Origin of the sequence: Rossellomorea aquimaris (assembly GCF_020172085.1) — a bacterium.
GTDB lineage: Bacteria > Bacillota > Bacilli > Bacillales > Bacillaceae_B > Rossellomorea > Rossellomorea aquimaris_E.
Genome location: NZ_JAIVAT010000002.1, coordinates 1 through 4,935, shown reverse-complemented (window position 1 = coordinate 4,935; position 4,935 = coordinate 1). Strand labels below are relative to the sequence as shown.

The following is a 4,935-nucleotide window of genomic DNA, read 5'->3' as shown; positions in this document are numbered from 1 at the left end:
GGACAACAGAAAAGCGGAGGCGGCTTGGTCAGGCCCGACAAGCATAAGACGAACCAGCCGGAAAGGCGCTCTTGGCCTTTTTGGCTGGTTTGACTTATGACCTCGAGGGACTAGCCGCCGGAGCTGGACAACAGAAAAGCGGAGGCGGCTTGGTCAGGCCCGACAAGCATAAGACGAACCAACCGGAAAGGCGCTCTTGGCCTTTTTGGCTGGTTTGACTTATGACCTCGAGGGACTAGCCGCCGGAGCTGGACAACAGAAAAGCGGAAGGGGCTCGCTCTGGGGCGACAAGCATAAGAAGATTTGACCATCTTTTGAATCATTCACCTTCTAAGCTTGAAGAGCAAGCCGTCATCATGTACAGTTAAATTGGAAGAATGATAGAATAAGTGCCAAGCCCTCCAGAATGTACCAGGGGCTTGGCACTTACTTTCTGATTAAATTAATCTATCAATTTGTTTACATAGCTTTCTTGTACAGGAAAATGTGTTAAACTCCTCCATAATCTTCTAAGAAAAAAGGATGTGTGAGGCAATGAAAAAATATTTGCCGATAATATTAACTGTATCGCTCATGCTGGGAGCCTGTTCCTCCCAAACTGCGACGAAGGAAAAAGAAAAAGAAGAAACGTCTTCAGAACAGAAATCTAGCGTGGAGAAGGAAAAACAAAAGGCACCTGAAAAGGAACAACAGCCTGAAGAGCCTGAACAGCCTTATAAACCCCTTGAACCGACAGAAGGTGCTGTATCACTGAAGGAAACTCTCACTAAAGAGTCCCAGACTCAGCCAGTTCAAGAGGGGCAAAAGGAACAGCCAGAGCGTAAGGTGCCTTTTGGTGAAACTCTATCAACCGAGATGGAGGATTTATCCGATGGTCCATTAAAAGATCATCGTTTGGTTACCTATTACGGAACACCCGCTTCAAAACATATGGGGATTCTTGGTCAGCTGGAACCTGAAGAATACATAAAAAAGCTAAAAGAACAAGCTCAGGTTTATTCGGACCTTGATCCTGAACGTCCTGCTGTACCTACGATTGAATTGATTACCACTATGGCCCAGAGTGCGCCTGGTCCCGACGGTGATTATGTGCAAATGACATCTGAGGAAAATATCGAAACGTACGTGAAGCTTGCCGAGAAGCATGACGCCCTCGTCTTGCTGGATATTCAACTTGGAACGGATACGGTCATGAATCAGGTGAAAATGGTGGAGAAATGGCTTAAGCACCCGAATGTCCACCTGGCGATCGATACGGAATTCCATGTAGCACAAGGGGAAAAGCCTGGAGAGGATCTCGGTGAAGTAGATGGTCGGGACATTCAGGAGGCAGTCGAGTATATCTCTGACCTTGCCGAAAAGAACAACCTCCCGGATAAATTGGTCCTCGTTCACCAATTCACCGGCCCCGTCTTGTTCAATAAAGATGCGATCGAACCGACCGAAAACGTTGAAGTCGCCATTAACTTTGACGGGTGGGGAGCAGCTGCGGATAAGCAGGCCCTCTACAGGAGATACATTCGTGATGAACCAGCACAGTATGGTGCATTCAAGATTTTCTATGAAAAAGACGTACCTGTCCTGACACCTGAAGAGGTGCTGAAAATGGATCCAAGCCCGGCCGTCATCAACTATCAATAATGTAAAAAAGCAAGGACCTCCATCGGAGAAGTCCTTGCTTTTTTTATTGTTCCTCAAATTCAGGATCGGTGATGATGATTTCAACACGCCTGTTTTTTTGGAGATTTTCACTTGTATCATTCGGTGCAATCGGACGAGTATCCCCATATCCGACGGCAATGAATCGTGTTGGATCCAGGTTCTCGGTTTTCGTTAAGTATCGGATTACACTGCTGGCCCTTGCAGACGAGAGCTCCCAGTTTGACGGGAACCGGTATGTATCGATCGGACGGTTATCCGTGTGTCCTTCCACTTTTACAAAATTCGGGATCCTTGTTAATAAATCGCCGACTTTATTTAAAAACGGGTACGCATCCGGAAGGACCGTTGCCTCACCTGAGTCAAACAGTGCCTGCTCCTGGAGTACAAGTACAACCCCACGTTCCGTTCTGGTTGCTACAATAACGTCATTTAATTTATTTTCCTTCAAATAGCTTTGAATATTTGAAAGTAGCGCGTTTAAATCCTGATCATCCTCACTTCCCTGAGGTTGTGAGTCCTCTGATTCCATTTCAGGTTCTGCAGACGGATCATCAAAAGGAATGACAGAAGGATAAAACTCGAGGATCTGCCTCTGCTGAAACGAATCAGCGATGGTCCTGAATTTCACGATATCAATTTGAGACATGGAGAATAATAGAATGAAGAATACAAGAATAAGAGTAATCAAATCAGAAAACGTAACCATCCATTTTGGAGCTCCTTTAGGGTCCGATGCTGGCCTTCTCCTACGCTTCATCTTCTAATGTCCCTTCATTTCTCTTGAAAGAGTACAACTGTAATTCTTCTTGCGATAAGAACACTCTTAATTTTTCTTCCAATATTTTAGGATTTTGACCGGACTGTACCCCGATAACGCCTTCAATGACGATCTGCTTCATGAATACTTCTTTCTCTGTCTTCATCGCAAGCTTGGATGCCATGGGCAGGAACACAAGATTGGCAAGCAACGAGCCATACAGTGTCGTCAGCAGGGCAATCGCCATATTCGGCCCCAATGAAGAAGGATCATTCAGATTCTTCAACATTAAGACGAGACCGATCAACGTACCGATCATCCCCCAGGCAGGCGCATACTCTCCAGCCTTATCGAGTAAACTCTTATTTTTACGATGCCGCTCTTCTAACGCGATGATCTCAGCATTCATAATATCGACGATGACGTCCTGCTCGACTCCATCAACGGCGAGCAGGACTCCCTTTCGAATGAAAGGATCCTCGACTGCTTCTACTTCTGCCTCAAGTGATAGAAGACCTTCACGTCTTGCTTTTTCTGATAGTGTTACAAACGTCCGGATCAGATCGTGAAGATCGTACTCCACATCACGAAAGGATTCCCTCATTACTTTACCAAGTTGCTTCAATTCCCTGATCGAAAAGCTGACCAGCATGGCCGCAATCAATCCGCCGATGACCACAAGCATGGACGGAAGATCGATGAAGGAACTGAAGCCGGTCACTCCTGCATTCGATATGATGGCGAATGCAACGAATAGAAACCCTACTACAACCCCGATTGGTGTAAGAACATCAAGCTTTTTCATTTTGACTCTCCCTACAAAAATAAGTTCTGTTTGTCTTTATCCTTTATATCGACAAACTTCTTATTTTGTTGAGTTGCGGTGCTCAAGTCGATGAGGAAGAACAACCGTCGATTCGTCGACTGTTTCTTTGTTCATATATTTCGTCAATAATCTCATGGCCACTGCCCCGATATCGTATAAAGGCTGTACGACAGAAGTCAGTTGAGGTCTTACCATAAGCGCTAATCGTGTATTATCGAAGCTGATGACCTCTACTTCTTCCGGGATGGAAACGTTTTGATCCTGAGCACCGTGAACGACACCAAGAGCCGTTTCATCATTTCCGACGAAAATGGCTGTCGGCTTGTCCGAAAGCTCAGAGAACTTCTGCCATGCTTCCAGGCCTGAGTCATACGTATATTCACCTTCAACGACCAGGTCATCGCTGTATTCGACGCCTGCCTTGGCAAGAGCTTCCCTGTATCCTTCCAGCTTGAATTTCATATTGATCGTATCGTGGAACGGACCGCTTACGAATCCGATGCGCTTGTGACCCTTCTCAAGCAGATCCGTCACTGCGTCAAAGGACGCTGCCTTGTAATCGATATTCACAGAAGGGATCTTGTTCGTTTCTTCCACTGCACCCGCCAATACGATTGGTACCGGAGAACGTTCAAACTCCTGAACATGCTCTTCTGAAATGTGTCCCCCAAGGAACAGGATGCCGTCCACTTGCTTTCCAAGCATCGTATTCAAGAGATGAAGCTCCTTCTCGGCATTCTGATCCGAGTTGCTTAAAATGATATTGTATTTATACATTGTCGCGATATCTTCAATCCCGCGTGCCAATTCAGCATAGAAAATGTTCGAAATATCAGGGATGATAACCCCAACCGTCGTCGTCTTCTTACTCGCAAGCCCTCTTGCTACTGCATTCGGACGGTATCCAAGGCGATCGATGACCTCCAATACCTTCTTTCTCGTTGCCGGCTTTACATTCGGATTTCCGTTAACAACACGAGAAACCGTCGCCATCGATACATTGGCTTCTCTTGCTACATCATATATTGTCACGTTCATAGCTAACACTCCTTTACTCTTCTACTCATTTACCTTATTCTACACCAATTAAACCTAAAGAAAAAAGCGATTACAATAGTTTGTTAAAAAATGCACATATTTATGTTCACATTAGTGTTTATATAGGTTATTTATCTGCAATTATGTAGATAATCATACGATAGTCTTCATATTCCTGCAATGAGCGGGCTTTTATTTATGCAAAAAGATTATTATAGCATATTAGTGGGGAGTTGGGGGGGGTATTTTTGAATGTATGGGTATGGGGGGTGCCTGGGTTTCGCCGTTATATTTGGATTTTCGCTGATATATCTTGGATTTCGCTGATAAAATTGGAATTTCGCCGTTATATCTTGAATTTCGCCGTTAAAACGAAATTTCCGCTGATATATCCTGGATTTCGCCGTTAAAACGAAATTTCCGCTGATATATCCTGGATTTCGCCGTTAAAATGAAAATTCGCTGATATATCCTGGATTTCGCCGTTAAAATGAAATTTTCGCCGTTATATCCTGGATTTCGCCGTTAAAACGAAATTTTCGCCGTTATATCCTGGATTTCGCCGTTAAAACGAAATTTTCGCCGTTATATCCTGGATTTCGCCGTTAAAACGAAATTTTCGCCGTTATATCCTGGATTTCGCCGTTAAAAC

Annotated in this window: 4 protein-coding genes; 1 reads left to right on the top strand and 3 read right to left on the bottom strand. The window is 44.7% G+C overall.

Annotated elements, in window-relative coordinates; genetic code table 11:
- Positions 1-534: 534 nt before the first annotated feature.
- A complete protein-coding gene (locus tag LCL96_RS00625; protein ID WP_224939572.1) occupies positions 535-1,641 on the top strand; it encodes a hypothetical protein in 1,107 nt (368 codons plus the stop codon).
- A 43-nt stretch (positions 1,642-1,684) separates the two neighbouring features.
- On the opposite strand, the gene motS is transcribed toward LCL96_RS00625, so the two are convergent.
- The 3 genes from motS to ccpA are packed head-to-tail and all read right to left on the bottom strand — an operon-like array spanning position 1,685 to position 4,283.
- On the bottom strand, positions 1,685-2,419 hold the full coding sequence (motS, locus tag LCL96_RS00620) for a flagellar motor protein MotS (protein WP_224939571.1): 735 nt from the start codon (positions 2,417-2,419) through the stop codon (positions 1,685-1,687).
- Positions 2,409-3,224, bottom strand: a complete 816-nt coding sequence (motP, locus tag LCL96_RS00615; protein ID WP_224939570.1) for a flagellar motor protein MotP — start codon at positions 3,222-3,224, stop codon at positions 2,409-2,411. Before motP ends, motS begins: the two co-directional genes overlap by 11 nt.
- Positions 3,225-3,284: 60 nt before the next feature.
- Positions 3,285-4,283 carry a catabolite control protein A gene (gene ccpA, locus LCL96_RS00610; RefSeq protein ID WP_224939569.1) on the bottom strand — a complete coding sequence of 333 codons (999 nt, stop codon included), beginning with the start codon at positions 4,281-4,283 and terminating at the stop codon, positions 3,285-3,287.
- Positions 4,284-4,935: the final 652 nt, after the last annotated feature.